The following is a 22,598-nucleotide window of genomic DNA, read 5'->3' on the forward strand; positions in this document are numbered from 1 at the left end:
ATTCTATTTCTTTTAATTTTCTCTCTAACTCTTTCACCTTTTTATTATCATTTTTAGGTTGAGAGGATGTGTGAGAACGTTGGTTTTCTAAACCAATCTTCCCCTTATCCTTATACGCATTAACCCAACGGTTTACGGTATCACGGTGTAAATTTAAACCGTTCGCAACCTCTATTACTGATTTCTTAGATTCTAATATTTGAAGTACCGCCTCCAACTTAACTTCGGCACTAGTATGTGAAAATGAACGTTTCTTTGTCATGATATTTCCCCCCTAAAAATGTCAGTCTGTCGTATCTTCATACTATCTTATATGTCCATTATAAGGGGGGGCAACCATTACCACCATACGAAAATTGTCGAATTGAATTTAATAAAAAGCAAAAAGCCGCCATGTCTGGCGACTGCTTTTAATGATCGTGAATTCGTCAATTGGTCAAGCCAGCGTTAAGCAATTCCAGCCTTCATTAGCATTCCATCCAAGGGACGATCCATATTATTTTCCATCCATTTTGCAATTTCAATCAGTTGGTTCAGATTTGTTCCGGTTTCAACTCCCATACCGTTGAACATATTGACCATATCTTCTGTGCAAACATTTCCAACTGCTTTTGGGGCGAAGGGACATCCGCCAAGTCCGGCAATGGAAGAATCAAATTTTCTTACACCTGCTTGATAGCCTGCTAGAGTATTAGCAAGACCAAGACCGCGGGTATTATGGAAGTGAAGTCCGAGTGAAAGCTCTTTTCCGAATTCATCATAAAAGGCTGTAACCACATTCTGTACTTGAAATGGATTCGCCATCCCTGTTGTATCCGCCAACGTAATTTCTGAACAGCCTGCTTTCATAAATTTCTCAGCCACGACTAGGACTCTAGATAATGGAACTTCTCCTTCAAACGGGCATCCGAATGCTGTACCTAGGACTCCAGCCACTCCTTTATTAGTTGCGGCTCCCTCATGGATGACCTTTGACAGTTCTTCAACAGCCTGCTCGACTGTTCTTTTGGCATTTTTCAGGTTAAAGGCATTACTTGTTGCGGTAACGACATGCAAATAATCAACATTTGTTTTCAGTGCGCGCTCCAGTCCTGACCGGCTTAATACAAGTCCTCCATACCGGACATCCTTTCTATTTGGCAATAGCTTTAATACTTCTTCGGCATCTGCCATTTGAGGTACCACTTTGGGATTTACAAAAGAAACTGCTTCAATATTTCGAATCCCTGCATCTATTAATCTTGTGATTAACTCAACCTTCGTTTCAGTGAATATCATTTTGCATTCATTTTGCAGTCCATCACGCGGGCCTACCTCACAGATTTCTATCAATTTACAGCCTCCTTTACTTTTCTAATCTCCTCAATTTGTTCAAGATGCCTTAAAACATGGTCGCGTCCCTGGAAAATATGTTCATGCATCGCTATTCGGGCGCGCTCAGGTTCTTTATTTTTAATAGCTTCGAGGATGGTTTTGTGAACTTCTAAAGATTGTCTAAGCTGAAAATCGTTATACCAATAGAAGGATCTGAAAACAATGGGTACAACCACTACTTTTGAAATATGAAAATGAATATGTGAATTGTTGGAGGCCGCTACGATGGCATCGTGAAATTTTTGGTTAACCTTAACAATATCCTGTGTCGTGGCCAAATCTGATTCAATATAACGATCAACTGCTTTTTCATATAATTCAATAGCTTCTTCCATTTCGGTTATATGTTTGTCAGTTCTGTGGATGGCTGCCTGGCTTGCAGCATAGCTTTCAAGCAATGTCCTTAAATCATAAATTTGTTTAATATCCTCTTTCGTGAAATGTCTAACACTTACTCCTCGTTTTAAAGGAACCACTAATCCTTCCGCTTCCAGTTGTTTAATGGCTTCTCTGACCGGGGTTCGGCTTAAGCTCATTTCCTTTGCGAGTGATTCTTCCCCGAGTCTCATACCCGGTTCAAATTTCCCTTGAATAATCGCATCTTTTATAAATTCGTATGCATCCATGTTAACACCTCATCACTATTGTATACAAACTGAAATTAGAATTCAATTAATATTCTGAAAATAAAACAAATAACACCTAAACTACCGTATTTTATACAAGATTCCAAAATTTATAAAAAATTTTTATTGACTTAATGTATACAAAGGATTAAATTTGTATACAAGATTATGAAAATTTAGATTAGTGGATTTTCTACAGAAGAAGGGAGAGGTCGCATTGATTTTGACTGAAGAAAGTACGATGACTGAAACAAGGCTGCCTTTAGAAGATGTACGCGTAATTGAGCTTGGCACTCTTTTAGCAGGACCATTTTCCGGCAGGCTTCTCGGAGATTTTGGAGCTGAAGTCATTAAAGTAGAGCCTCCTGGCATGTCAGACCCGATGAGAAATTGGGGAAAGTCTAAAGATGGAGTAGGACTTTGGTGGCCTATTCAATCAAGAAATAAAAAATCGATTACCTTGAATTTACGCGAGGAAGAAGGCCAGAAGGTGTTAAAGGAACTGGTCAAAGAAGCGGATGTGCTAATTGAAAATTTTCGCCCTGGGACAATGGAAAAATGGAACCTATCCTATGAAACTTTATCTGAAGTTAATCCAAAATTAATAATGGTTCGTACTTCAGGTTATGGACAAACAGGTCCATATAAGCATCGCGCAGGATTTGGAAGTGTGGGTGAAGCAATGGGCGGGCTGAGAAATGTAACCGGTTTCCCGGACCGTCCGCCTTCGAGAATTGGTATCTCCATTGGAGATACTTTGACGGCTCTTTTTGCTACGATAGGCTGTCTTGTTGCCTTGCATGAACGAAAGCATTCGGGCAGGGGGCAGGTTGTAGATACGGCTTTATATGAATCTGTGTTTTCGATCATGGAAAGCATTATCCCGGATTACCTGCTGGCGGGTTATGTTAGGGAGAGAATGGGGAACATTCTTCCTGGTGTAGCTCCATCGAATATTTATTTTACAAAAGACAAGACCTATATCGTTATTGGTGCAAATGCTGATGGTGTTTTCCGCAGGCTTTGCGAGGCAATGAATCAGCCAGAATTAGCAGATGATCCTCGTTTTTCTACCCATAATGGAAGAGGGGAGAATATGAAGCTTTTAGATTCCATGATTGAAGAGTGGACAAAATCACTTCCAGCTAAAGAAGCACTCGCCATTCTAGAAGAAAAAGGTGTACCATCGGGATTGATTTATACGGCAAAGGACATTCTTGAAGATCCTCATTATCAGGAGAGGGAGATGATCATAAAGGTCGATCATCCTGAATTAGGAGAGTTCCCTATGCCAGGAATCGTTCCCAAGTTAAGCAGGACACCTGGCGAGGTCAAGCATCCAGGCCCTGAAGTGATGGGGAAGCATAATCACGAGGTGTATCAGAAGCTGCTAGGATTCACGGAAGAAAGATTAAGAGAATTACAGGAAAAGAATATCATTTAGGGGGCTGAAAATGGGTAAGACCTTATACGAAAAAATTTGGGAAAAGCATGTTGTGGCGGAAGAAGCAAATCAGCCTTCCCTATTGTATATTGATCTTCATTTAATTCATGAAGTAACCTCACCACAGGCATTTGAAGGGTTGAGAAGCCATAACCGGAAGGTGAGAAGACCGGATTTAACCTTGGCAACCATGGATCATAGCATTCCTACCACAAACCGGTCTTTGCCGATCAGGGATGAAGTGGCGAAGAAACAGGTTGAAGCACTTGTAGAAAATTGTAAGGAATTCGGGATCAAGCTGTTTGATTTGAATAGCCGGTATCAGGGGATTGTCCATGTAATCGCTCCGGAATTGGGGGTAACACAGCCGGGGCAAACCATTGTCTGCGGAGACAGCCATACTTCCACACATGGGGCATTTGGCGCCCTTGCCTTTGGAATTGGGACAAGTGAAGTGGAACATGTATTTGCCACCCAAACCTTGCAGCAATACCAATCTAAAACATTAGGAATTCATGTAAAAGGATCTTTGCCACAAGGAACGACGGCAAAAGACCTGATTCTCTCGATTATAGGAAAATTCGGTCATGATTTTGCAACCGGTTATGTCATTGAATACCGTGGTGAAGCGATTCGTAACTTATCCATGGAAGGGAGAATGACGGTTTGCAATATGACCATTGAAATGGGCGCCAGAGCAGGGCTGATTCAGCCGGACGAAAAGACTTTTGCCTATCTGAAAGGCCGGACCTTTGCCCCAAAGGATCAAGAATGGGAAGAGGCTCTATCAGCATGGAAAGGATTTTACACGGATGAAGATGCGGTTTTTGATTTAGAAATAGAATTTGATGCTGATGAAGTGATTCCCCAAGTAACATGGGGAACGAATCCAGGCCAGGTTGTTGGAGTAACGGAAAAGGTCCCTTCATTGGAAAACCTTCCTGAAAGCCAATGTCGACCAGTAGAAAAAGCCTTGGATTATATGGGGCTTACACCTAATACGCCAATGACTGATTTACAAATCAATAAAGTGTTTATTGGGTCTTGTACAAACAGCCGTATTGAAGATTTGCGTAATGCGGCTAGAATCGTAAACGGTTACAAGGTAGCTGATCATGTAGAAGCTCTCGTGGTCCCTGGTTCACAGCTAGTAAAAAGACAGGCTGAGGAAGAGGGATTGGATCAAATCTTTTTGCAGGCCGGATTTCAATGGCGTGAAGCCGGATGCAGTATGTGCCTTGGGATGAATGACGACATCGTGTCACCTGAAGAACGCTGTGCCTCGACCTCCAACCGGAATTTTGAGGGGAGACAAGGCAGAAATGCCAGAACCCATTTGGTTAGTCCGGAGATGGCAGCAGCAGCAGCGATTGCCGGCCATTTTGTAGATGTAAGAAAGTGGACGGCCACAGAAATGAAGGAGGTCAGCAGTTAATGAATGCTTTCACAAGCTTTAAGGGAACTGTAGCCCCTCTTGATGCCGTGAATGTGGATACAGATGCCATCATTCCAAAGCAATTCCTAAAAAGAATCGCGAGAACAGGTTTCGGGCAATTCCTTTTTTATGATTGGCGTTATGAAAATGGAAAAGAGAAGGCAGATTTTGTCCTGAACAAGGAACCATACCGAAATGCTCCAATCTTACTTACCCGCAAAAATTTCGGATGCGGTTCATCGAGAGAGCATGCGCCATGGGCCCTTGCGGATTATGGAATCCGAGTGATCATTGCACCGTCCTTCGCCGATATTTTCTACAACAATTGCTTTAAAAATGGAATCTTGCCCGTCTTGTTAAGCGATGAAAAAGTCGAGGAGTTATTTCAAAAAACGGTCAGGACAAAGAGCTATCAGTTATCAATAGATTTAGAAAATCAAAGTTTAACAGACAATGAAGGATTTGAGTGTTCATTCCAAGTCGCTCCATACCGAAAAGAGCTTTTGTTAAAAGGACTGGACGAAATTGGCTCATCCCTTCAATATGAACAACAAATTGCCTCCTATGAGAAACATAATAAAGTTTATTATCGTTTAGATTCTCACATTTAATTTATTTTAATAAAAGTCGTTTAGTTTCGAGGAGGATTATGATGAGTTGGAAAAAAACGTTGAAATTTAGTAAGGTTGCTGCTCTAGGTTTGTCTCTTTTGCTGATAGCGTCAGGGTGCGGTGCAAAAGAATCAGCGGCTGGTACCACTTCAAAAGGTAAAGGTGAAAAGAAATTAGATGAAATTTCGATTACGGTCACGCACTATCCAACTGGCCTATATGCGGTTCCTTATGATGTAGGGATGGAGAAAGGTTTTTTTGAGGAAGAAGGAATCAAAATTAATAAGATTGTTGGCAGCAACGGTGGAGGAACAACCGTTAGGAACGTTTTATCCGGTGATCTTCCATTTGGTGACGTGTCAGCGTCTGCCGTACTTCAATCTTATTTAGCAGGTGCCCCATTGAAAATTGTAAGCGGAGGGGTACAAAGTGTTGGGGATGTAGTTTTTGTCACTAGAAAAGATGCCAAGATTGACAAAGTTGAAGATATGGTCGGGAAAAAATGGTCGTTTACGAACCCAGGATCTGTGTCAGAGACGACATCACAGCTGGTTTTTAAAGCCGCGGGGATTGATCCGAAGTCCTTGAAACTAGTGGCATCCGGTGGCGTAAGTGAGGGATTAACTCTACTCGGAGCAGGAGACGTAGACTCAGCACTGATGTTAGAACCAGCTTATTCGGTTCAAAAGGATGACTGGAAAACGTTGGTACGAGTATCTGATTTGGTCCCTAAATACCAACAAAGCTTACTCATTACGAGTCCGCAGCTCATTAAGGAAAACCCAGGTCTTGTTAAACGATTCATCGCTGCCTATCAGAAATCGGTAGAATGGACTTACGCGAATCCTGAAGAAGCAGGTAAGATTTTTGCAAAGTCAGCGGAAATCGACGAAAAAGCCTCTGTGGCCGCTATTATTAATCTTACAAAAGCAAAACACTGGGGCAGCAAAATTGAGGTAGATGCGATCAATAATGTGGTAAAGGGTATGCAAATGGCTAATACATTAAAAAAAGGACAGGAAATTGTATGGGATGAAGTTTTAGACATGAGGTTCCTGCCAAAAGACCAAAGGCTGGATCCATCCCAATTAGATTCTAATAAATAATATTTTCTAGTGACAGCGGTCTGGGTGGCCGCTGTCATTACGATAAAGTAAAAAGGGGCGGAGAATGATGTCTGAACCATTAATGAAAGTGGAAAATTTAACAAAAGTGTATACAAGCGGCTCAAAAGATGTGGTTGCTTTAAAGGATATTAATTTTACTGTACAAAAAGGGCAATTTATCTCGATTGTAGGCCCGAGCGGATGTGGAAAAACAACCTTGCTGGAAGTATTGTCCGGCCTGCGATTGGCCTCTTCCGGTTCGGTTAAAATCAAAGGTGAAGCTGTAACGGGCCCGCAGCCGTCCATTGGGATTGTTTTTCAAGAGGAGTCTACTTTCCCTTGGAGAACGGTGGTAGAAAATGTTGAGTTTGGACTTCAAATGCAAGGCAAACCTAAGTCAGAGTATCGTGAAAAGGCCTTAAAAATGATTGAGCTCGTAGGTTTAAAAGGCTTTGAAAATTCTTATCCGCATCAATTGTCAGGCGGGATGAGACAGCGAGTAGCCATTGCGCGAACGCTTGTGACCGAGCCGGAAATCGTGGTCATGGATGAGCCGTTTGGCGCACTAGATGAACAGACTCGGCTGATATTAGGAGGAGAACTTTTAAAAATTGTTGAAAAAACAAAGGCTACGGTCGTACTCGTAACGCATAGCATTCAGGAAGCGGCCCTGCTTTCAGACAAAATTGTCGTCTTGTCGGCTAGACCAGGCAGAATTAAGCATCTGATTGAAAGTTCATTACAAAAACCACGTGATGCCCAAGCTTTGACAACTCCTGAATTTGCAGAAATTACTCAAAAGCTTTGGTCCAGCCTGGAGGAAGAATCCTTAACGAAAAAATCAGTACTCGAGTATAAGGAAAACAAGGTGGTTGGACAATGAGCCTGCATAGAGTTGTCCAAATTCTCATTGTTGTGCTCCTTTTAAGCTTATATGAAATTGCTACACGTATGTTATGGCTGGACCCGTTTACCTTTACTCCCTTTTCCACTATGTTTATGAACATGATTGAAAGTTTAAGTAATCCTGATTTCCTAACGAATCATTTTGGGATTACAGCACTGGAAATTCTGGCTAGCTTTATTGGAGCAATGGTATTTGGCATTCTACTTGGAATCATTCTATGGCGTTCAGATTTAGCACATCATGTTCTTCAACCGTACTTAATGCTATTTTATGCAATTCCTTTTTTTGCTTTATATCCTATTTTTATTAGTGTTTTAGGGGTTGGACCATTACCGGTCATCATCATAGGAATGCTGTTTTCGATGCCGGCTGTGATCACCAACACTGCTATTGGGTTTCGGGAAATCCGTAAATCGCTGGTGAAGGTTGGTTACTCCTTAAATCTATCGTTCCGCCAAATGCTGATCCATATTTATTTTCCTGCAGCATGGCCGTTCATTTTTACAGGAATTAAACTCGCGGCAGCTTATTCGATCATCGGTGTAATTGCAACGGAGTTTATCCTGTCTTCACGCGGGATCGGCTATATCATTTCATATGCTTATAACAACTTTGATATTAAAGGGATGTATGGTTCTGTACTCCTCGTCATTATGATTGCTTTAGTGGTAAATTTTGTTCTTGGTTTAATCGAAAATAAAGTGTACAAAAGAAACATGTAATGGCGTGGTTGAAGAACATGCATGGAAAGAGAGGAGAACTTGATGAATACCATCACTTCAGGTCAAAAGTGGTATAAAGTTGGAAGATATATGGTCCCTATCATCATTCTTTTGTTTTGGCAAATTATTTATCAGATCATAGGTGCACCAGCGATGGCTTCTCCGGTGCAAAGTTTTGCTGATTTAGGAGGAAATTTCTCCAATTGGTTGGGGGATATAGGGAATACGCTTATGACTCTGTTAATTGCATTTATTATTGCGTCCGTATTTGGTGTCATTCTTGGTTTTTTTATTGGATTAAGCCCCTTTTGGACTAAAACATTATCACCTTTGCTATTAGGGCTATATTCCATTCCAAAAGTGACCCTTTATCCCATTTTTCTATTAATCTTCGGATTAACGATGCAGGGAAGAGTTGCATTCTCTGTCTTTCACGGTATCTTTCCAATTATGATTATCTGTATGGAAGCAACAAGAACGATCCCTGCCATTTATCTTAAATTGGCAAAATCCTACCAAATGAGCTTTATACAAAAAGCAAGGCAAATTCTAATCCCCGCAATTATGCCTCAGTTAGTGGCAGGGCTTCGTATGGGCTTTAGTCTGTGCTTTTTAGGATTAATTTTAGCAGAGATGTTTGCTTCCTATGAAGGACTCGGGCATCGTTTAGTACATTATATGTCTCTGAACGAACCAGCTGCTATTCTGGGGCTGATAATCATTATTATTTTTATTGCCTTTTTCTTTACCTTCCTATTTCTTCTCTGGCAGGAAAAGAACGAACTAAAGATTGGCAAGCGTAATATGAAAATTTCGTAATGTTTGCGGGAGGGAAGTGTTTAGTTACTTCTCTTTTTTTTTCGTTGTAAGACAGATGAATAAGGTTTCCAAAAAGTTTTACAGCAGTCGATGGGACATTGCTTGAAGTAATCTTTGAAGTTTTGTCCCATAAAAGCAGTCTATATGACATTTCGTGAAGAAATCAAAGAGGTTTTGTCCCATAGAAACAGTCTATGGAACATTTCGAGCTGACTTCAATACAGCTTTGTTCCATAGAACCAGTCTATGGGACATTTCATGAAGAAATCAATGAGGTTTGTCCCCATAGAACCAGTCTATGGGACATTTCATGAAGAGAGCGAAGTGGTTTTGTCCCATAGACTTCCATTCAAACGTGAACGTACTTAATCCTGCCAAATCGAATCCAAAAATGCCGAGCTTTTGTAGTCAAATTACTTATTTTGTCGAAATCATAGTGATTTTGTCCAATCAATACTTGTCTTTCGCAATACATATAAAAATGAAAGAAGAATATTTTTCAGTTAGGTGGTGAAAAGTATGGGTTGGTACGGATTCGGCGGTTATGGCTACGGCGGCTACGGCTATGGCGGCGGCAGCTTTGTGTTAATCGTAGTATTGTTCATTCTGTTAATCATCGTTGGTGCTTCATTCTTGTAATGGGCTAACCAGGTGAAGAGAGGGCACGATTCAAATTAGAATCGTGCCCTTTTTTATTTTTGATAAAAAGACGATTTAAATCAAGGCTTATCCTTTCTGAAAAAAGAGGAACAGGCTTCACTGTTTGTCAATAAAATGAAACTAGCTAACTCGTACGAATATGGGAGTGGAATTATGGGTGTTATAAATGGAAAGGAATTTATTGAGCGAATAAATCGAATGAAGACGGAAATTTGGTTTGACGGAAAAAGAATTGCGGGTAGCATCTCTGAACATCCGGCTTTCAAAGGGATCCTCCAAACAAAAGCATCCCTTTATGATTTGCAGCAAAACGCTGATCTAAAAGAGATCATGACCTATACATCCCCCGAAACCAAGGAGTCAATTGGTCTTTCTTTTTTGCAGCCAAAAACGAAAGAGGATTTAAGACGTAGACGAAGGATGATGGAAATCTGGGCAAGGCACACGAATGGCATGATGGGGAGAAGCCCTGACTACATGAACTCTGTGGTCATGAGTTTTTCCTCCTCCGCGGCTATTTTAGAAAATAGAGAAAATTGCTTTCCTGAAAATATCCGGGCGTTATATGAACGAGCAAGGGAAAACGACCTCTCATTTACTCATACCTTTATTACCCCGCAAGTGAATCGTTCACAGCTCTATTATGGAAGTTCAAAGGAGCCGATTTCGGCTAAGATTATTGATAAAAATGAAAAGGGAATAGTGATTCATGGGGCACGCCTCCTAGCTACTCAAGGCGGTTTAACAGATGAAATCCTGGTATATAATGCACCAAGAATGTACTTTGATACAGATGAAGCGTTTGCCTTTTCGATTCCTACAGATACAAAAGGATTAAAATTTATCTGCCGCGAATCGTTTGTCGGCGGTGAATCGATTTTTAATCATCCGCTTAGTTCAAGATACGAAGAGATGGATACAATCCTTGTTTTTGATCATGTCCTGGTGCCATGGGAGCGCGTCTTTTTTTACGATAATGTCGAAGCGGCTGCTGATTTTATGCAGAGATGCTCATTTCAGCCATTTGCTACTCATCAAGCGGTGACAAGGCAGATTGCCAAAACAGAATTTATGCTCGGTGTTGCGGAGCTTCTGGTGAAGACGATTAATGTCAGTGAGTATCAGCATATACAGGAAAAGCTGTCTGAAATCATTACTGGTCTTGAAACGATGAAAGCACTCTTAGAGAAATCAGAAAATGATGCGGATCTGGATGAATGGGGATTTATGAGACCGAGTATGATCCCTCTTCAAGTGGCTAATAGTGTCTTCCCGCGCCTTTATCCCCGCTTCACTGAAATCATTCAGTTAATTGGGGCAAGCGGAATGGTATCATTGCCAACCGAAAAAGACTTTCATTCTGAAATTCGGACAGATCTCGATAAATATCTGCAGGGGGCAAGCAAGTCTGCGGACGACCGGGTAAAGATATTCCGCTTAGCATGGGATTTGACGATGAGCTCCTTCGGCTCTAGACAAACTCATTATGAACGGTATTTCTTTGGCGATCCGGTGCGGTTATCGAGTCTACTGTACCATAACTATCCTAAAGGGGAACATGTTAAGGGAATAAGTGATTTTTTGAATTTGAAAAATGAAAGTTGAGTAGGCAAATCATTTGGAAGTTTTAGCCTTCTTTGGGGTATGATTTTATTTAGACAAAAAGAGGGGGCTAAATTCATGGAACACCATAAACAGGTTTCATCCAAAGAAGGTTTAGCGGCATTGGATAGAATTAGGCAAATTTGTATGGAACTGCCTGAGGTCACAGAGGAAATCGATGGATTTGGCCATACTTCGTTCCGCGTGAAGGATAAACCGTTTGTCATGATGGGGGAGAATAAGGAGGGTGTTTCGGCAGCAATCAAGACTTTGCCGACCACGCAAGAGTTTCTGATTCAGCAGCCAGGGTATTTTAAGACACCATACATTGGTCAGCATGGCTGGACCTCCCTTTTCATCATTGAAAATCAAAACTGGGAAGACCTTAAGGGATACATTTATGAAGGATATTGCCGGGCAGCGCCGAAGCGTTTGTCCAAATTAATCTCCAATGCGGAAATACATTAAATCCTGTATAAAAAGTGTTTCTGCAATCAGCAGGAACGCTTTTTAAATGGTTTTGCTATACCTCTCCATGATAAAATCAATAAAATACCTGCTGGCGATCGGCAAAACTCTTTTGTCTTTGTATGCCAGACTAATGGTTCGAACAACAGATGGAGAGATGGATTTTGCGACAATCTTATAGGGACACCTGCTTAAAACAAGCTTTGGCAAAATGGAAATGCCAAGCCCCTGTTCGATCATCGACATAATCGAATAATCATCATATACACGGTATTGAATATTCGGTTGAAAGTTATGTTGGTTAAATATCGTTAAGGGTTCACTAATTTCTCCCTCATCTAAAAGGATATAAGGGTCATTGGTTAATTCCTTCAATGAGACTTTGTGGTGAGCAGCTAAAGGGTGTTCTATTGGCAATACGGCGAGCATCTCATCTTCTTGCAAGGGAATGGTCGTCAGATTCGATACTGATTTTGGATTCACAAAGCCAAAGTCCACGCTCCCATCTTTAATCCAATGAAAGATATCCGTATAATCCCCTTGATGCAATTCGAACTGTACATTCGGGTATTTTTGCTTAAAATCTTTGATCAACCCGGGCAGCCAATGACAGGAAACACTAGAAAAGGTGCCAATGCGAATAAGTCCGCTATTCAGCCCTTCCATCTCTTTAAGCTTTTCCTGGAGTTCCCTATGTGAATTACAAATATTTTTAATAAAAGGCAAGAATTCCTCGCCATCCGGTGTCAGGGTAATACCTGTCCGAGAGCGTAGAATAAGAGTAGTAGAAAGTTCCTCCTCTAAGGAATGGACCATTTGGCTAATAGCGGATTGCGTATAGCCCAGTTCTTCCGCAGCTTTGGTAAAACTGCCTGTTTCGATTGCTTTGATAAAAGCATAATACGAATTCAACCTCACCAGCGTCCTCTACATTAGGATTTCTAATAGTTCTATTATAAATATTCGTTTTACTAATGTAAATGCGGGTGTTACGATAGAGCCAATCTTGAAAGTTTGGGGCGACAAGGATGACGCAAAAACAGGCAAACCTGATATTAGCTACTGTTTCAATGGGGTGGGGAACATCTTATATTTTTATGAAACTCTGTGTGGATACGGTATCTCCCTTTACCATTATTGCCTTACGATTTGGAATTGCCTTTATCGTGATGATGGCGATATTTTTCAAAAAAATGATCCGTATTGACGTTAAAACATTGAAATACAGCGCGATTGTCGGAGCGCTGCTATTCGGTATTTTCATGGCACTTTTGTATGGTATGAAAAATACAACAGCTTCTTCTGCTGGTTTTTTGACGAGCACAACTGTGATCTTAGTGCCGATTTTACAAGCATTTATTACTCGAAAAAGACCTAGTAATAAAATTATATTAGGAGTTCTGGTTGTTTCGCTTGGCTTAGGACTACTTACTATTCGGAATGATTTTACTTTTGCTGATGGCTCGCTATATTGCTTGGCTGCCGCCCTCCTTTATGCGCTGCACATCGTGGTCACAAACCTCTTTACACGAGGGGTTGATGCTTTACAGCTTGGGATTTATCAGCTTGGATTTACATGCCTTTATGCCGTCATCGGGACTTTTATGTTTGAAACACCTGTTTTACCGCATGAAGCGATTCATTGGTTTGCTCTGCTGGCGCTGGCACTCATCTCCTCAGCCTATGGCTTTGTCATGCAGACCATTGCCCAGCAGTACACGACACCTGAAAGCACTGGTTTTCTCTTTTCCCTCGAACCCATTTTTTCAGCCGTATTTGCCTTCCTCTTCCTGCATGAAAATATGGGGATGCAAGGGTATGTTGGTGCGTTGCTCATTTTAGCTGGTGTTTTTATAGCAAACTCTACATCTAAAAAACAACTTTTACTTAAAGAAATAAAATTATAATTCCAAAGAATGGATTGATAACTACGGTTCTCAATCTTTTTTATTTACGATAACTTAACATTAAAGTGATTGAAAACAATTGAAAGTAGATTTAATATATAAGCAAATAGTTATATATTAATATACAAGAAGAAATCCATGAATGGTCGTGGATACAAAAGAAATAATAAATAAGTAGATGATTATTTACTTATTTATTTAGAGGTGTTTAATATGGTGAAATCAGATGTGGATAAGGCTGCTAACGTTTTAAAACTATTAGGCGATAAAACACGCTTAACCATGGTGGCCATTTTAAAACAAAGGGAATGCTGTGTGTGTGAATTTCTTGAAGTGTTTGATATGAGTCAGCCGTCAATCAGTCAGCATCTTCGAAAACTGAAGGATTTAGGGTTGGTTAAAGAGGAGCGAAGAGGTCAGTGGATTTACTATTCCTTGAATTTACAAAGCGATTTATATGGACTTATTGAAGATATTTTAGAGCATGTACCAGTTCAGACAGAGAAAATCAAACAGATTGAAAAAAGCAATCCTACGGTTCGTTGTGGTTGTTAACATCAAGGGGATAAGACTTAAATGAAAAAAAAGCTAATCAGTGAATTTTTAGGAACCTATTTTCTTGTTTTTGCTGGAACGGGTGCAGTAGTAATCGATTCGATTACTAAAAGTTTAACGCATGTAGGCGTAGCACTTACATTTGGGCTGGTGGTTACGGCATTGATTTTCACGTTTGGCCATCTCTCTGGTGCCCACTTTAATCCGGCGGTTACCATCGGTTTTTTAATCCATGGGGATATAAATAAGAAGGAAGCACTTTATTATATTATTATTCAAATCATGGCAGGAATTACAGCTAGTGCCACTTTGTTGTGCTTATTTGGGAATGTTGCCACACTCGGTGCCACCCTGCCAAGCGGTTCATGGTCACAATCATTTTTATTGGAATTTATCCTTACATTTTTCTTAATGATGGTTATTTTCGGTTCAGCTGTACATGGGAAAGCTGTTAAATCCTTTGCAGCAATTGCTATAGGTGCAACTGTCGGCTTAGAAGCCATGTTTGCAGGACCAATCTGCGGCGCTTCAATGAATCCGGCAAGATCCATTGGGCCAGCACTCGTATCAGGAACAACTCAGCATCTATGGGTGTATATTGTCGCAACTATTTTAGGAGCAGGATGTGCAGCAATTATATATAAAATACTTCACGAAAAATAAAGGAGCATACATCATGTCTAAAAAAACAATTTATTTTCTTTGTACTGGTAATTCATGCCGCAGCCAAATGGCAGAGGGCTGGGCTAAAAACTATTTAGGAGATGAGTGGGAAGTGAAAAGTGCTGGTCTTGAGGCACATGGATTAAACCCAAAGGCAGTTAAGGCAATGAAGGAGTCTGGTATTGATATTTCAAATCAAACATCTGATGTAATCGATCCTGAAATTCTAAATAACTCAGATTTAGTGGTTACATTATGCGGTCATGCAGCAGACCATTGCCCTGTAACTCCACCTCACGTAAAACGTGTACATTGGGGATTTGATGACCCTGCTAAAGCTGAAGGAACAGATGAAGAAAAATGGGCTTTCTTTCAACGGGTCCGTGACGAAGTAGGAGATCGTATAAAGCGTTTTGCTGAAACTGGAGAGTAAATAGAGTAGAATGAGAGGAAATTATAAAGATAGGAGGACTTGGACATGAAAATTACAGATGAAGCTCGTGATATGTTTTTACAATTGTTCAGAGAAGAGAATGTTAATAACATTCGTATCTTTTTTGACGGCTACGGCTGAGGACAGCCACGAATTGGACTGGCTCTGGATGAGCCGGAAGCAGATGATATACTGGTTACAATTAATGAAATAAAGGTGGCCATTGACCCCATCATTGAACCAAACGTAGTAGACCTTATCCTTGATCGCAGCGGGGATGGGAAAGGGATTTCATTGATTGGTAATACAGGAAGATGTTGTTAGTGAAGGCTTACTAAATAAACCACGGCCACAGAAGGTCCCGTTTTTCTGTGGCCGGAAAAATAATATTACTGTGCACACGCACACTGGCAACCTGGGTTCACAGAAGGAATCGAGTGCATCATTAATTCTTTATCCTCGGCCTGATCATAAAATTTCCAAGCTTCGTTAGCTTTCCTCTCGATTTCTTCCTGGCGAAATTTCATCATCTGAAATACTGAATACTCATTAAACATCATAAATTCCTCCTGTTAATCAAATTATATTGATATATTAATCAAAAAAAATTGATGAATTAATTAAAAAAATTTAGCAATTTGTCGGCTTGAATAGGCAACAAAGTTCATGGGATAACAAATGATTGAGTTCCTCTTGATTCAGTTCGTAATAACTCCAAGTTCCCCGGGTTTCTTTTCTGATAATGTTGGCATCCAATAAAATCTTTAAATGGTAAGAAAGCTTGGATTGGGCCATATCCATCATCGGAGCAAGATCACAGACACACATAGTACCTTTTTGAGTTAAAATGTTCATAATCTGTAGTCTCTTTTTGTCTGCTATCGCCTTAAATTTTAGCTCGTATTTTTCAAATACTTTATCTAATGTTATGTCCTGTAAGGGGATTTCTTCGTTCACGTTTTTCACCTTCTTCATAAATCAAATAATCTTGATACATTTATATTATAACCAATATTTTCTTGTGTCAATTACTTTAATCAATTTTTTTTGATTTAGGAGTTGTAATTAGAAAAAATTGCTAATATACTTAAATTATAAAATCAAAAAAAGTTGATTAATAAAATTGGAGGGATTTACGATGAAAATGCATGTAGGGATTAATGTCACCAATTTAAATAAGTCGATTGAATTTTATTCTAAAGTATTTCATTCAGAGCCAGTAAAAGTAAAACCAGATTATGTGAAGTTTTTACTTGATAATCCGGGTCTCAATTTCACTTTAAATTTAAAGGATGAGGTTTCAGGTAACCAAGTCGGACATTTTGGCTTTCAAGTGGAAGACCATGAAGAAGTTCTACAGCATAAACACCGTTTAGAGAAATTAGGGTTCTTTGCTCGTGAAGAGATGGACGTTAATTGCTGCTATGCGACTCAAGATAAATTTTGGGTAACTGATCCAGATGGGAATGAGTGGGAGTTTTTTTATACAAAAGGTGATGTAGAGACCATGGTTTCTGAAAAGACATGCTGCACAACAACACCATCATCAAATGTAGAAATTAAAAATTCCTCCTGTTGTTAAAAAAGTTCTAATTACCACAATTTAGATTGGAAGGTTCATTTTAATTGATTTCAAAAAAGAAATAATAAAAGTAGAGGTGATCCTTTTGGATAAACAAAATAAATATCCTACAGCAATGAATGACAAGGGTGTACCAACAGAAATGAGTCCGATTAGGGACATATCGAGTATGGAATCGAATGAGCCCATTCTTGAAAGTGAATCAACCTTAAAATCATTAGACCCACTTGAGATAAGAACTCCTGGATCTGTAACTGTTATCTAAAAATGATTAGGTAAAAAATGTTTTTACCTGTTAAATGTAACATTTATAAGGCTTTTAAATAACACGAAGGAAGAATAAAGGTGATTTTTATGAAAAATGACGCACAAGCAAGTAATGTTACTTCTACACAAAGTAGCTCAAACGTAATTATTAATGATGAATACCCACATGGTATGAGTGTTTTAAATGTCGACGACACAAGCCCTAATTTTGGAAATATGGTAAGTAAACAGGAAGAAGATTAATAATAAAGGTGGTTCGCTGTGTAAATCAACGAACCACCTCAAAAAAATTAATTATTTTTCTTTATCGTAATCTTCATCCATTATTCCTTTTGTTGACTTTTTAAATTCCCTAAGTGTAGATCCCACCGCACGACCGAGCTCTGGGAGTTTTTTCGGTCCAAAAACAATTAATACAATCACAAAAATTAATATAGCACCGCTGATTCCTATATTCCCCATATTAAATTCCCCCTGTTTATTTTACGAAAAAAGCCGTAAAATACATGATTAAGATTCCTGCTGTAAATCCAGCAAAATTCATCCATGACACGTAAGGTTCATTATTCTTTTTGTGATCGTCCATCAACATTTTGGAGATTACGAAAATAACCTGTAAAATAGCCCCTGCACCGATTCCTAAAAATACTGCACCCCAAATTGGTGAAAAAATAAACCCTCCGAACCATGTTCCTACAATTGCTGGTGCACCTGCGATAGTGCCTAAAATAATAAATTGGCTCATCTTTGGCTTAGTTTTCAATAGTGGGGCAGCAATCCCAATCCCCTCCGTAATATTATGAAGAGTAAAACCAATTATCAAAAAAGTTCCCAATGCAACTTCACCGAGTGCAAATGATGACCCAATGGCCAATCCTTCACCAAAATTATGGAGGCCAATCCCTGTGGCCATTAATAAGGCTATGCCTAACGGTGTATACCCAGTTCGTTTTTGTCTATGGTGTTGGTATTGATCAAATCCAACTAGTAATAAAAAAGATAGAACCGTACATACGATTACGACCATGTTGCCTTGGAAGACTGATGGTGCTTCAGCTCCTATTTCAAAGCCATCAAATAGGGTGCCAAAAAATAAGAATAATAAGAGACCTACTGTGAGAGCAAGAATGGCATTAATCCATCTTTTTTTCAATCGTTTCATAAACGGATACCATAGTAACCCTAAAGTAATGGGAACAATTCCTACATAAAAACCGATAAATCCATAATTCAACACATTATCCCATGAGAATTCAGGTGTTAAGGTAGCAGCATCGATAGCCGCTTCTGTGATGATTCCATTTTCTGATATTAATAATATAGTATGTGGGTCACCTTCAACCCATGGATAATTTATCGTGACCTTTCCATCTTGAAACCGTTTAAGTGTTGGACTTGGTGTCATCGAAAAATTCCATACTGAATCATCCACAATCACTTGGGAGACTGTCAGTGCTTTTGGTCCAGTATTACTTACATCTAGCTCAAATCCAGAAGGTATAATTTTTATTTTTTCAACATTTAGTACTTCAATCGGAGCAGCCGGATCCCGTTCGATACCAGCGCCGTTTTTAAAAACCCATCCCAAAACAAGCACTAAAAGAACCAGTGGTATGAGACCAGTAATCAACCATTTTGATTTCATGATTTACACTCCTTCCTATTCAACCTCAAAGAATCCCATCCAGCCAAGTTCGGCAAATTCGCTGACATGAGCATGAAACATATATTTTCCCTTATACGGAAAACGAACTTCAATAATCCCGCGTTCGCCTTGGCATTGCATAATGGTATCAGTAAACTGTGAAGGGTTGTCATTTCTTCCAGTTGGAAGATAAGTAAAATAGTTTGCATGTAAATGGAAGGAGTTAAGTAAATCAAATTCGGTGAAATTACTTAAATAGATGCGGACAAGCTCGTTCTTTTTGATTTTTATTGGATGACTCATAAAGGCAAACGCATACCCATTCACCGTATAAAATTCATTTGCGCCATCTAAATCCAAATCAAATGCATTCATGACCATATTTAATTCTAAAGCTGGTTCCCTAGGTGTTTTTGGATCAATAATAAAATTCCCGTATAACCCTTTATGAATATGTCTGCGTAAAGGTAGTACATGGCAATGGTAAAGCTGCATTCCATATGGCTTTGCTTCAAATTCATATGTGAATGATTGACCAGGAGGGATAGGGTCTAAACCATCCATTTCTGGTGGGTGGATACCATGAAAATGAATAGAGTGGGGGTGGCTTCCCTGATTTACAAAATGAAATCTTAAAAGATCACCTTCAGTGCAACGAAAGGTTGGACCAGGAATGGTTCCATTATAGGTCCACCCAGGGAACTTAATTCCTTTTGCAATTTCAATTTCCTTATCAATCGCTACAATTTCGTATTCACGTAAAGTACGACCGTCTAATTGCTTGGAAACTTTTCCATAATCAAACTCGGTTAAAAGACGTTGAGCCATCTTATAGCCTTCTGTTTTGGATGTATCATCCATGTTGGAGTGATTTGTAGAATGATTATTATGACTGGATGAATGATTCTCAGCATGAACGACTCCAGTGAACGGGGATACTTTATTTAAATAAATACTTCCTGCTATTCCAATTGCCCCCGTAGTACCGATTTTTAAAATATCCCGCCGAGAAATTTTTTTGTCTGACATGCTTTTTACCTCCTCCTAAAAAGTTTCCTTAATGCAAAATTATTTGTATTTGCCAATACTTTAAGACAAAGACAATCTTTTTGTCAATACGGATTTGAAAAAACATTCAAATAATTGTTTGACCATTTTCACGAAAGTTCATATACTAATAATCAAATAGGCGTTTGATTATGGAGGTGCAATCTTGAAGCACGATGATGTATGTGAAGTAACCTGCGTGGATGGAGATAAAGTAAAAAGAGTAAGAGAATCAATTTCACAACAAGATACTTTGTCTGTGGCACAAATATTTAAAGCGTTGTCCGAAGACACTAGGATTAAAATAGCTTATGCTTTAACGGAGGAAGATGAATTGTGTGTATGTGATGTAGCTAATATTGTAGGGAGTACAACTGCAACGGCATCCCATCATTTACGACTTCTTCGAAATTTAGGATTAGCGAAATATCGAAAAGAAGGCAAACTGGTTTTCTATTCTTTAGATGATGACCATGTAAAACAATTGATTCAAATTGCTTTTGAGCATCAAAAGGAGCTGAAACCTCTTGAGTGAGGCGATTGAAAAATCAATAGAAAAAACAGTTTTCCGTGTACAGGGATTCACCTGAGCTGGCTGTGCGAAAAAGTTCGAAAAGAACGTACAGCACCTGGATGGTGTTGTTAATGCAAATGTTAACTTCGGAGCTGCTAAACTTACGGTTTATGGTGAAACAACAATTCAGGAAATAGAAAAAGCAGGTGCTTTTGAAAATATAAAAGTCATTCCTGAAAAGCAACGGTTTGAAGAGAAAAAAGAGCCTTTCTTAAAAAAACATTCAAATGTTATTGTCTCATTGGTTTTCTTGCTCATTGGTTGGTTTTCTGCACAAATGAATGGGGAAGCAAATATAAACTCAATTTTAGCTTATGGTGCTGCTATTTTAGTTGGTGGTTATCGCCTTTTTACCACGGGATTGAAAAACTTATTCCGTTTAGATTTTGATATGAGAACATTGATGACCATCGCCGTCATTGGAGCAGCTATTATCGGGGAGTGGGGAGAAGGAGCAACAGTTGTCATCCTGTTTGCCATTAGTGAGGTTCTAGAGTCTTACTCGATGGATAAAGCTAGACAATCCATTCGTTCCTTAATGGATATTGCTCCAAAGGAAGCTTTAATTCGTCGGGGTAATCAAGAGTTTAACGTTGAAGTGGATGATATCCGAATCGGCGATATTTTAATCGTAAAACCTGGGCAGAAAATCGCCATGGATGGAACGGTTGTAAAAGGACTTTCGTCTGTCAATCAAGCAGCGATTACAGGGGAATCTGTCCCTGTTTCTAAAACAATTGATGATGAAGTATTCGCTGGGACTCTTAACGAGGAAGGGCTTCTTGAAGTTAAAGTTACCAAGCATGTAGACGATACAACAATTGCAAAAATCATTCATCTTGTAGAAGAAGCTCAAGCAGAAAGGGCTCCATCTCAAGCGTTTGTCGATCGCTTTGCTAAGTATTATACACCTGTCATAATGTTGGTTTCTTTATTAGTTGCCGTACTCCCACCATTATTATTTGATGGGGATTGGAGTAAATGGATATATCAAGGTCTAGCAGCTTTAGTGGTAGGCTGTCCTTGTGCACTGGTCATTTCTACTCCAGTATCGATTGTAACTGCGATTGGTAATGCGGCACGAAATGGGGTTCTGATCAAAGGAGGAATCCATTTAGAGGAAATGGGAGCAATTAAAGCCATTGCCTTTGATAAAACAGGAACCTTAACGGAAGGAATTCCTGTAGTAACGGATTATCTTCCTCAAAGTAATACAAATGCAAATGAACTGCTAACCATTATTGCTGCTTTAGAAAATGGTTCGCAGCATCCACTTGCTTCAGCGATAATGAAAAAAGCAGAACAAGAAAATTTACCTTATCAGGACCTTGCTATTGAAGACTTCTCTTCCATTACAGGTAAAGGGATCAAAGGTAGAGTCAACGATAAAGTGTATTATGTGGGCAGTCCTCATTTGTTCGATGAAATTTTATCTAACGGAATTCCATCAATTCTTAAAACGACCATTTCTGACCTGCAAAACAAAGGCAAAACGGTTATGGCAGCTGGTTCTGAATCAGAAATTTTAGCTCTGATTGCAGTTGCGGACGAAGTGAGAGAAAACAGCAAATCGGTTATCCAGAAACTTCACTCGTTAGGTATTAATAAAACAATCATGTTAACTGGCGATAATAAAGGGACTGCTAATGCCATTGGCCATCAGGTAGGGGTTTCTGATATTCAGGCAGACCTTTTACCTCACGATAAACTTACCTTTATTAAAGAATTAAGAAATAAGTACGAACGAGTGGCCATGGTGGGAGATGGTGTGAATGATGCTCCGGCTTTAGCGGCATCAACTATCGGTATTGCTATGGGAGGAGCTGGGACGGATACGGCTCTCGAAACAGCAGATATTGCTTTGATGGCTGATGATTTAGGCAAACTGCCATTTACGGTTAAGTTAAGTAGAAAAGCCTTATTTATCATCAAACAAAATATCACTTTCTCACTTGGAATCAAACTGTTAGCCTTGTTATTAGTGATTCCAGGGTGGCTTACATTATGGATTGCGATTTTTGCAGACATGGGAGCAACACTGATTGTTACACTTAATGGTTTACGGCTTCTTCGAGTTAAAGATAAATAACATGAGGCTTCCCATTATGGGGAGCCTTTTAATGGGAAGGGACCCATGTGAAGAGGTTTTGT

28 protein-coding genes are annotated in these 22,598 nt (G+C 39.5%); 19 read left to right on the forward strand and 9 right to left on the reverse strand.

Annotated elements, in window-relative coordinates:
* The 3 genes from ACIFOT_RS18745 to ACIFOT_RS18755 form a co-directional block, all read right to left on the reverse strand.
* On the reverse strand, positions 1 to 262 hold a 262-nt coding region (locus ACIFOT_RS18745), incomplete at its 3' end, for a transposase (protein ID WP_430066865.1).
* Positions 263 to 447: 185 nt separating this feature from the next.
* Positions 448 to 1,332 carry a hydroxymethylglutaryl-CoA lyase gene (locus tag ACIFOT_RS18750; protein WP_430066866.1) on the reverse strand — a complete coding sequence of 295 codons (885 nt, stop codon included), beginning with the start codon at positions 1,330 to 1,332 and terminating at the stop codon, positions 448 to 450.
* Entirely contained in the window at positions 1,329 to 2,000 is a 672-nt protein-coding gene (locus ACIFOT_RS18755; RefSeq protein ID WP_430066867.1) for a GntR family transcriptional regulator, read from the reverse strand. Before ACIFOT_RS18755 ends, ACIFOT_RS18750 begins: the two co-directional genes overlap by 4 nt.
* A 241-nt stretch (positions 2,001 to 2,241) precedes the next feature.
* Here ACIFOT_RS18755 and ACIFOT_RS18760 point away from each other — a divergent pair, with 241 nt between their 5' ends.
* The 10 genes from ACIFOT_RS18760 (at position 2,242) to ACIFOT_RS18805 (ending at position 11,774) form a co-directional block, all read left to right on the forward strand.
* On the forward strand, positions 2,242 to 3,444 hold the full coding sequence (locus ACIFOT_RS18760) for a CaiB/BaiF CoA transferase family protein (RefSeq protein ID WP_430066966.1): 1,203 nt from the start codon (positions 2,242 to 2,244) through the stop codon (positions 3,442 to 3,444).
* A 10-nt stretch (positions 3,445 to 3,454) separates the two neighbouring features.
* A complete protein-coding gene (gene leuC, locus ACIFOT_RS18765) occupies positions 3,455 to 4,879 on the forward strand; it encodes a 3-isopropylmalate dehydratase large subunit (RefSeq protein WP_430066868.1) in 1,425 nt (474 codons plus the stop codon).
* A complete protein-coding gene (leuD, locus tag ACIFOT_RS18770; protein WP_430066869.1) occupies positions 4,879 to 5,490 on the forward strand; it encodes a 3-isopropylmalate dehydratase small subunit in 612 nt (203 codons plus the stop codon). The genes leuC and leuD overlap by 1 nt, the downstream gene beginning before the upstream one ends.
* Before the next feature lie 38 nt (positions 5,491 to 5,528).
* The gene (locus ACIFOT_RS18775) at positions 5,529 to 6,596 is read left to right on the forward strand and encodes an ABC transporter substrate-binding protein (protein WP_430066870.1); all 1,068 of its coding nucleotides are present in this window, start codon (positions 5,529 to 5,531) and stop codon (positions 6,594 to 6,596) included.
* A 64-nt stretch (positions 6,597 to 6,660) separates the two neighbouring features.
* A complete protein-coding gene (locus tag ACIFOT_RS18780; RefSeq protein WP_430066871.1) occupies positions 6,661 to 7,479 on the forward strand; it encodes an ABC transporter ATP-binding protein in 819 nt (272 codons plus the stop codon).
* Positions 7,476 to 8,225, forward strand: a complete 750-nt coding sequence (locus ACIFOT_RS18785; RefSeq protein WP_430066872.1) for an ABC transporter permease — start codon at positions 7,476 to 7,478, stop codon at positions 8,223 to 8,225. The genes ACIFOT_RS18780 and ACIFOT_RS18785 overlap by 4 nt, the downstream gene beginning before the upstream one ends.
* Positions 8,226 to 8,267: 42 nt before the next feature.
* Positions 8,268 to 9,044 carry an ABC transporter permease gene (locus ACIFOT_RS18790; protein WP_430066873.1) on the forward strand — a complete coding sequence of 259 codons (777 nt, stop codon included), beginning with the start codon at positions 8,268 to 8,270 and terminating at the stop codon, positions 9,042 to 9,044.
* Positions 9,045 to 9,563: 519 nt separating this feature from the next.
* Positions 9,564 to 9,683, forward strand: a complete 120-nt coding sequence (locus ACIFOT_RS18795) for a YjcZ family sporulation protein (RefSeq protein ID WP_430066874.1) — start codon at positions 9,564 to 9,566, stop codon at positions 9,681 to 9,683.
* A 174-nt stretch (positions 9,684 to 9,857) separates the two neighbouring features.
* Positions 9,858 to 11,309 (forward strand): 4-hydroxyphenylacetate 3-monooxygenase, oxygenase component, encoded by a 1,452-nt coding sequence (hpaB, locus tag ACIFOT_RS18800; protein WP_430066875.1) that lies wholly within the window; start codon positions 9,858 to 9,860, stop codon positions 11,307 to 11,309.
* A gap of 75 nt (positions 11,310 to 11,384) precedes the next feature.
* Positions 11,385 to 11,774, forward strand: coding sequence for an MmcQ/YjbR family DNA-binding protein (locus ACIFOT_RS18805; protein ID WP_430066876.1), 390 nt, complete (start codon positions 11,385 to 11,387; stop codon positions 11,772 to 11,774).
* Positions 11,775 to 11,816: 42 nt separating this feature from the next.
* Here ACIFOT_RS18805 and ACIFOT_RS18810 read toward each other — a convergent pair whose 3' ends face one another.
* Entirely contained in the window at positions 11,817 to 12,686 is an 870-nt protein-coding gene (locus tag ACIFOT_RS18810) for a LysR family transcriptional regulator (RefSeq protein ID WP_430066877.1), read from the reverse strand.
* Between the two features lie 116 nt (positions 12,687 to 12,802).
* Here ACIFOT_RS18810 and ACIFOT_RS18815 point away from each other — a divergent pair, with 116 nt between their 5' ends.
* From ACIFOT_RS18815 to arsC, 4 genes are all read left to right on the forward strand, one after another.
* Positions 12,803 to 13,681, forward strand: coding sequence for a DMT family transporter (locus ACIFOT_RS18815; RefSeq protein ID WP_430066878.1), 879 nt, complete (start codon positions 12,803 to 12,805; stop codon positions 13,679 to 13,681).
* Between the two features lie 213 nt (positions 13,682 to 13,894).
* The gene (locus ACIFOT_RS18820; protein ID WP_430066879.1) at positions 13,895 to 14,236 is read left to right on the forward strand and encodes an ArsR/SmtB family transcription factor; all 342 of its coding nucleotides are present in this window, start codon (positions 13,895 to 13,897) and stop codon (positions 14,234 to 14,236) included.
* 21 nt (positions 14,237 to 14,257) lie between these two features.
* The gene (locus ACIFOT_RS18825) at positions 14,258 to 14,899 is read left to right on the forward strand and encodes an MIP/aquaporin family protein (RefSeq protein WP_430066880.1); all 642 of its coding nucleotides are present in this window, start codon (positions 14,258 to 14,260) and stop codon (positions 14,897 to 14,899) included.
* Positions 14,900 to 14,912: 13 nt separating this feature from the next.
* Complete coding sequence (gene arsC, locus ACIFOT_RS18830; RefSeq protein WP_430066881.1) at positions 14,913 to 15,332, forward strand: arsenate reductase (thioredoxin); 420 nt, start codon at positions 14,913 to 14,915, stop codon at positions 15,330 to 15,332.
* Positions 15,333 to 15,721: 389 nt separating this feature from the next.
* Here the strand turns inward: arsC and ACIFOT_RS18835 are convergent, their stop codons facing one another.
* Together ACIFOT_RS18835 and ACIFOT_RS18840 are read right to left on the reverse strand one after the other, a co-directional pair.
* Complete coding sequence (locus ACIFOT_RS18835; RefSeq protein ID WP_430066882.1) at positions 15,722 to 15,892, reverse strand: hypothetical protein; 171 nt, start codon at positions 15,890 to 15,892, stop codon at positions 15,722 to 15,724.
* 70 nt (positions 15,893 to 15,962) lie between these two features.
* Entirely contained in the window at positions 15,963 to 16,289 is a 327-nt protein-coding gene (locus ACIFOT_RS18840; RefSeq protein WP_430066883.1) for an ArsR/SmtB family transcription factor, read from the reverse strand.
* A 181-nt stretch (positions 16,290 to 16,470) separates the two neighbouring features.
* Here ACIFOT_RS18840 and ACIFOT_RS18845 point away from each other — a divergent pair, with 181 nt between their 5' ends.
* From ACIFOT_RS18845 to ACIFOT_RS18855, 3 genes are all read left to right on the forward strand, one after another.
* Positions 16,471 to 16,914, forward strand: a complete 444-nt coding sequence (locus ACIFOT_RS18845; RefSeq protein WP_430066884.1) for an ArsI/CadI family heavy metal resistance metalloenzyme — start codon at positions 16,471 to 16,473, stop codon at positions 16,912 to 16,914.
* Between the two features lie 85 nt (positions 16,915 to 16,999).
* Positions 17,000 to 17,179 carry a hypothetical protein gene (locus ACIFOT_RS18850; RefSeq protein WP_430066885.1) on the forward strand — a complete coding sequence of 60 codons (180 nt, stop codon included), beginning with the start codon at positions 17,000 to 17,002 and terminating at the stop codon, positions 17,177 to 17,179.
* An 89-nt stretch (positions 17,180 to 17,268) separates the two neighbouring features.
* On the forward strand, positions 17,269 to 17,424 hold the full coding sequence (locus tag ACIFOT_RS18855; protein ID WP_430066886.1) for a hypothetical protein: 156 nt from the start codon (positions 17,269 to 17,271) through the stop codon (positions 17,422 to 17,424).
* Positions 17,425 to 17,475: 51 nt separating this feature from the next.
* On the opposite strand, the gene ACIFOT_RS18860 is transcribed toward ACIFOT_RS18855, so the two are convergent.
* From ACIFOT_RS18860 to ACIFOT_RS18870, 3 genes are read right to left on the reverse strand one after another with little or no spacing between them, the layout of a single operon-like run.
* Positions 17,476 to 17,643 carry a twin-arginine translocase TatA/TatE family subunit gene (locus ACIFOT_RS18860; protein WP_430066887.1) on the reverse strand — a complete coding sequence of 56 codons (168 nt, stop codon included), beginning with the start codon at positions 17,641 to 17,643 and terminating at the stop codon, positions 17,476 to 17,478.
* A gap of 16 nt (positions 17,644 to 17,659) precedes the next feature.
* On the reverse strand, positions 17,660 to 18,826 hold the full coding sequence (locus tag ACIFOT_RS18865) for a ZIP family metal transporter (protein ID WP_430066888.1): 1,167 nt from the start codon (positions 18,824 to 18,826) through the stop codon (positions 17,660 to 17,662).
* 15 nt (positions 18,827 to 18,841) lie between these two features.
* Positions 18,842 to 19,855 (reverse strand): multicopper oxidase domain-containing protein, encoded by a 1,014-nt coding sequence (locus tag ACIFOT_RS18870; protein ID WP_430066889.1) that lies wholly within the window; start codon positions 19,853 to 19,855, stop codon positions 18,842 to 18,844.
* Positions 19,856 to 20,039: 184 nt separating this feature from the next.
* On the opposite strand from ACIFOT_RS18870, the gene ACIFOT_RS18875 reads away from it, so the two are divergent.
* Positions 20,040 to 20,408 (forward strand): ArsR/SmtB family transcription factor, encoded by a 369-nt coding sequence (locus tag ACIFOT_RS18875; protein ID WP_430066890.1) that lies wholly within the window; start codon positions 20,040 to 20,042, stop codon positions 20,406 to 20,408.
* Positions 20,401 to 22,536, forward strand: a complete 2,136-nt coding sequence (locus ACIFOT_RS18880; protein ID WP_430066891.1) for a heavy metal translocating P-type ATPase — start codon at positions 20,401 to 20,403, stop codon at positions 22,534 to 22,536. Before ACIFOT_RS18875 ends, ACIFOT_RS18880 begins: the two co-directional genes overlap by 8 nt.
* The last annotated feature ends 62 nt before the right edge of the window (positions 22,537 to 22,598 follow it).

The organism is Neobacillus sp. NRS-1170 (genome assembly GCF_050468025.1).